General features: G+C 62.4%; 2 protein-coding genes and 1 pseudogene. 2 read left to right on the forward strand and 1 reads right to left on the reverse strand.

All coding sequences use genetic code 11. From position 1 onward, the window contains the following. Positions 1 to 473 precede the first annotated feature (473 nt). Positions 474 to 4238 carry a vitamin B12-dependent ribonucleotide reductase gene (locus NKJ84_RS29885; RefSeq protein ID WP_352509438.1) on the forward strand — a complete coding sequence of 1255 codons (3765 nt, stop codon included), beginning with the start codon at positions 474 to 476 and terminating at the stop codon, positions 4236 to 4238. 127 nt (positions 4239 to 4365) lie between these two features. Here the strand turns inward: NKJ84_RS29885 and NKJ84_RS29890 are convergent. Further along, positions 4366 to 5371 (reverse strand): annotated as a pseudogene (locus NKJ84_RS29890) (MBL fold metallo-hydrolase). 346 nt (positions 5372 to 5717) lie between these two features. On the opposite strand from NKJ84_RS29890, the gene NKJ84_RS29895 reads away from it, so the two are divergent. Then, positions 5718 to 5987: a type II toxin-antitoxin system HicB family antitoxin gene (locus NKJ84_RS29895; RefSeq protein ID WP_352509439.1), complete on the forward strand. Its 270-nt coding sequence runs from the start codon at positions 5718 to 5720 to the stop codon at positions 5985 to 5987. Positions 5988 to 6000: the final 13 nt, after the last annotated feature.

Raw genomic sequence — 6000 nt, forward strand, 5'->3', positions numbered from 1 at the left:
ACGAGTCGCCTTTTATAGGCCATGCGCTCCTGTTGAGAGCGCGACCGGAAAAGTTTCGAGGCCGGTCTTTTTCCCGGAATATGTGCGTTTTGATCCGCATTCCCGCCTGTTTACGAGGCTGGCGAAGGCGTGGGATTTTGAAGCCTTGGGGAGCGAAAGGGGAGGATTGTCGGACTTGAATAAATTGTCTGTTAATACTATATTTAGTGTTTGCAGGTAGGTTCGACGCTAGATAATGTGAATTTCCCTCGACCGAGGGCGTTACAAAAAGTTTTCAGTTTTGAGGGACCCACAGGGTCCGTGAGCGCGTTGGACAGCGGCCTCGTAAGAGGTTCGACCGGCAGGGCGGCGGAGACTGTGACGATGAGAGCCGGGGTTTTCGAACGCCGGCAGACGGCGGGCATGCGCGTTTCGTCAAGAGGGCAGAAATCCTCTGGGAAAAGCGCTATATGTAGACAAAAGGGACCGGACCAATGCGCATCGAGCGTCGTTTCACCAAGCCAGGGCAATCAGCTTACGCGGAGATCGAATTCCGCAAGGCGCTTTCTGAGATCAAGAATCCGGATGGCTCGGTGGTGTTCCGCTTGGACAACATCGACGTGCCGGCGCAGTTCTCCCAGGTTGCCGCCGATATCCTGGCGCAGAAATATTTCCGCAAGGCTGGCGTCCCGGCACGGCTGAAGAAGGTCGAAGAGACGCAGGTTCCCTCCTTCCTGTGGCGCTCCGTGGCCGACGAGGCTGAACTGGCCAAGCTGCCGGAAGCCGAGCGCTACGGTTCCGAGACCGACGCCCGCCAGGTCTTCGACCGGCTTGCCGGCACCTGGACCTATTGGGGCTGGAAGGGCGGCTACTTCAAGTCGGAGGAAGACGCGCGCGCCTTCCGCGACGAGCTCGCCTATATGCTGGCCACCCAGCGCGTCGCGCCGAATTCGCCGCAATGGTTCAACACCGGCCTGCACTGGGCCTATGGCATCGACGGTCCGAGCCAGGGCCATTTCTATGTCGACCCGTTCACCGGCAAGCTGACCAAGTCGAAGTCTTCCTACGAGCATCCGCAGCCGCATGCCTGCTTCATTCAGGGCGTGCAGGACGACCTCGTCAACGAGGGCGGCATCATGGATTTGTGGGTCCGTGAGGCGCGCCTGTTCAAATATGGCTCCGGCACCGGCTCGAACTTCTCGTTCCTGCGCGGCGAAGGCGAAAAGCTGTCGGGCGGCGGCCGCTCGTCGGGGCTGATGAGCTTCCTCAAGATCGGCGACCGCGCGGCGGGCGCTATCAAGTCGGGCGGCACGACGCGCCGCGCGGCGAAAATGGTCATCGTCGACGCCGACCACCCCGATATCCAGGAATTCATCGACTGGAAGGTCAACGAGGAGCAGAAGGTCGCCTCGCTGGTCACCGGCTCGAAGATCGTCAAGAAGCATCTCGAAGCGATCATGAAGGCCTGCATCAACTGCGAAGGCAATGGCGACGATTGCTTCGATCCGGCGGTCAACACCGCGCTGAAGCGCGAGATCAAGGCGGCCAAGAAGGACGCGGTGCCGGAGAACTACATCTACCGCGTCATCCAGTTTGCCAAGCAGGGCTACACCTCGATGTCGTTCAAGACCTACGACACAGACTGGGATTCGGACGCCTATCTCACCGTTTCCGGCCAGAATTCCAACAATTCGGTGTCGCTGAAGGACGATTTCCTGCGCGCCGTCGAGCAGGACGGCGACTGGCATCTCACCGCCCGCAAGGACGGCAAGGTGCTGAAGACGCTGAAGGCGCGCGATCTTTGGGAAAAGATCGGCTATGCCGCCTGGGCGTCGGCCGATCCGGGCCTGCATTTCAACACGACGATGAACGACTGGCACACCTGCGCCTCGGCCGGTGCGATCCGGGCGTCCAACCCGTGCTCGGAATACATGTTCCTCGACGACACCGCCTGCAATCTGGCCTCGATCAACCTACTGCCCTATCGCAACGCCGACGGCACCATCGACATCGCTGCCTACGAGCACACGGTGCGGCTGTGGACCATGGTGCTGGAAATCTCCGTCATGATGGCGCAGTTCCCGTCGAAGGAGATCGCCAAGCTTTCCTACGAGTACCGCACGCTCGGCCTCGGCTACGCCAACATCGGCGGCCTGCTGATGACCTCGGGCATTCCTTACGATTCCGACGAGGGCCGCGCCATTTGCGCCGCCCTCACCGCGATCATGACCGGCACCGCCTATGCCACTTCGGCTGAAATGGCCGCCGAGCTCGGCGCCTTCCCCGACTACGACCGCAATGCGCAGAACATGCTGCGTGTCATGCGCAACCACCGCCGCGCGGCCTACGGCGAAAGGGACGGCTACGAGAAGCTTGCCGTCAACCCGGTGCCGCTGGTCGCCTCGGATCTCAGGCAGCAGGAGCTTGCCGACCATGCCAAGGCCGCCTGGGACCGCGCCATCGAGCTTGGCGAGGAGCATGGCTACCGCAACGCACAGGCAACGGTGATCGCACCGACCGGCACGATCGGCCTGGTGATGGATTGCGACACCACCGGCATCGAGCCCGACTTCGCGCTGGTGAAATTCAAGAAGCTGGCCGGCGGCGGCTATTTCAAGATCATCAACCGCGCCGTGCCGGAAGCGTTGCGCACGCTTGGCTATTCCGAGAGCCAGATCGCCGAGATCGAGGCCTATGCCGTCGGCCACGGCAATCTCAACCAGGCGCCCGGCATCAACCCCGGCTCGCTCAAGGCAAAAGGCTTTACCGACGAAAAGATCGCCGCACTCAATGCCGCGCTGAAGTCGGCCTTCGACATCAAGTTCGTCTTCAACCAGTGGACGCTGGGCGGCGACTGGGTGAAGGAGACGTTCGGCTTCACCGACGAGCAGCTCAATGATTTCTCGTTCGAGATGCTGCCGGCGCTGGGTTTCTCGAAGAAGGACATCGAGGCCGCCAACATCCATGTCTGCGGAGCGATGACGCTGGAAGGCGCGCCGTTCCTGAAGGCCGAACACCTGCCTGTGTTCGACTGCGCCAGCCCGTGCGGCAAGATCGGCAAGCGTTCGCTGTCGATCAACAGCCACATCATGATGATGGCGGCGGCACAGCCCTTCATTTCCGGCGCCATTTCCAAGACCATCAACATGCCGAACGACGCGACGGTGGAAGACGCCAAGGGCGCCTACATGCTGTCGTGGAAGCTGGCGCTGAAGGCCAACGCGCTCTATCGCGACGGCTCGAAGCTGTCGCAGCCGCTCAACGCCTCGCTGCTCGCCAACGGCGAGGAGGACGAGGACGAAGCGGTCGAGCAGCTGATCGCGGCACCGGCCGCGCAGCGCGCCGTGCAGGTGACCGAGAAGATCGTCGAGCGCGTCGTCGAGCGTCTCTACCGCGATCGCGAGAAACTGCCGAACCGCCGCAAGGGCTATACCCAGAAGGCGGTCGTCGGCGGCCACAAGGTCTATCTCAGGACCGGCGAATTCGATGACGGCCGCCTCGGTGAGATCTTCATCGACATGCACAAGGAAGGTGCCGCCTTCCGGGCGATGATGAACAACTTCGCCATCGCGATCTCGCTCGGCTTGCAATATGGCGTGCCGCTCGAGGAATTCGTCGAAGCCTTCACCTTCACCAAATTCGAGCCGGCTGGCATGGTGCAGGGTAACGACGCCATCAAGAACGCCACGTCGATCCTCGACTATGTGTTCCGCGAACTTGCCGTCTCCTACCTCGGCCGCCACGACCTCGCCCATGTCGACCAGTCGGATTTCGACAAGACCGCACTCGGACGCGGCATCAACGAAGGCAAGGCGACGCCCTTCTCCAAGGGTCTCACCCGCGGTGCCTCGCCGGTCAAGCTGGTGTCGGGCATGAGTGCCGAGCCCAAGGGCTTTGCTGGTTCGGGCTCCGGAACTCCGGCCCGTACCGCCCCGACCGCCTTCTCCGGCTCCAACGTGCTGACGCTGAAGCCGGCCAGTGACGAGGCCATTGCCTACAAGCGCGACTACGAGGAGCGCGCCAGGGAACTGGTCGAGGACATCGTCTACGCGGAAGCCTCCGACCCGACGGAGCTGTTCACCGATGAGGCCGCGAAAGAAGCAGCCGAAGCCAAAGCGCTCGCCGCCAACCGGCGCCAGCAATCATTGATGCAGGGCTACACCGGCAACGAATGCTCGGAATGCCATAACTTCACGATGGTGCGGAACGGGACTTGCGAGAAGTGTGATACTTGCGGGGCTACGAGCGGATGTAGCTGAGATAGCTGATAGGCAAGTTCATCGCTTGGAGGTGGGTTGACGGCAACCCACCTTTAACGGCCAAAGCTCGCGACGTTGCTCGTGCGGTCGTTCAAACGCTGTGCTCGGCCCTAACCCAATACGCGGGTCAGTAGTCCCAGACAGCCGGCACGCAACGAAAGACATCGCCGTCCACCGCCACATGGCAGATAGACGGGAACGGCAGGTGAGTGGCCACCAGCGGCTCGCGGGTCGCCGCCAGCTCCCGCAAAAGATTGATCCGGACGCGGGCCGCCTCCTCGGGGTCGTGTTCGAAGCCGTTGTGCCAGTCGGGTTGGTCGAACCCGACCTGGAACACGGCGTCGCCGGCGAAGGTCAGCCGATCGCCGCCGGACGCTAGGCGGACCACGCTGTGCCCGGGGGTGTGGCCGCCGGTGAGCGTGACGACCACCCCCGGCGCCACCTCATGCTCCGTCTCAAACGGCCGCAACTGGCTGTGGTAGTCGTTCACGAACCGCCTGGCCGCCCGCCGCAGCGCATCCGGGAACCCCGTTGGAGACGCGGGAGAAATCGGGCGACTCCCAGAACTTGAGCTCGGCGGCCGCCACGTGAATCCGCAGATCCGGACGCAGCCGGTCCTTCACCCCGTCGATGAGCAGCCCGCCAATGTGGTCCATGTGCATATGGGTCAGCACCACGTCGGTGACGGATGCGAGATCGATGCCGGCGGCCTCCAGTCGCGAGACCAACCGCCCGGCCCTCGGCAAGTGCAAGTCCGGGTCCATCCCCAGCCCGGCGTCCACGAGTATGGTCCGGTCGCCGCTGCGTACGACGACCACGTTCAGCGGCCACTCGAGCACGTCCGGCGGCAGGAACATGTCGTCCAGCCAGGCCGCCCGGAGGGCCGGGTCGACGTTGTATGCCATAACCGGCGCTGGTATCGGCAGCACTCCATCGCTGACCACCAGCACGTCGATGTCGCCGACCTGCAGCGCGTAGCGCGACGGAACCAATTCGGGCTCCGGTCTACCGTTGCTGTGCTTGGCGTTCAGGCTGTCGGCGCAGTGCTGGATCGAGGGGTGTGAAATGTTGTCCAAGCTCATGTTTGTCTCCTGCTGACCAGTCGTGCGGGTTTTTGTTTCTGCCTGCGACATGATGCGCTCCTGTTTTGCGTGATCGAGACGTGTGGGTCACAAGCCACGTCGGGGACCCTATGGGGAAGCGTGTCGGCTATCGAGCTACACCTGAGGATGGGTCAGCCTGTGCTCTCAGTGGACCGCAGCGAGGATTTGGTGGTGAAGAGGCTGGCATGAGGGAGTAGACGCTCTCGCCCACCGAACCGCGCCCCGCGCTCAGCGTTGACTCGAAGCCGTCCTCAATATCCGTGACGATGTGCTCATTAGAGCAGGAAAGATCTCAGGAGGAGCTGCTGTTCAACTACGTCGGTGTAGATGATCGGCCGCTGGCCATAATGACATTTCCAACCGAAGAGGTCGCGCAATGCGTTACGTGGCAGTCATCGAAAAGCCGGAAACAATTTTTCCGCTTAGCTGCCGGACCTACCCGGCTGCATTGCGATCGGTGCTCGAGGTGGAAAAACCGAAATTCGCGACGCAATACGCTTTCACATCGAAGGCCTCGCGCGCCGATGGACTGGATGTGCCCAAAGGTGTCAGCCTGGCTCGTCTTTGTGAGCTCCGCCCCCTTGTTTGGGGTTTCGGCGGCGGTTTCGGCCCGGGCGGCCGGGCTGCGGGCGCACCTATCCCGTGATGGCGGCCCATCG

The sequence above is a fragment of the Mesorhizobium sp. M0048 genome, assembly GCF_040323405.1.
Lineage (GTDB): Bacteria > Pseudomonadota > Alphaproteobacteria > Rhizobiales > Rhizobiaceae > Mesorhizobium.

Bases quoted from the DNA above. Each gene is read 5' to 3' on its own strand.
- NKJ84_RS29885 (WP_352509438.1), top strand. From the start codon at position 474: ATGCGCATCGAGCGTCGTTTCACCAAGCCAGGGCAATCAGCTTACGCG.
- NKJ84_RS29895 (WP_352509439.1), top strand. From the start codon at position 5,718: ATGCGTTACGTGGCAGTCATCGAAAAGCCGGAAACAATTTTTCCGCTT.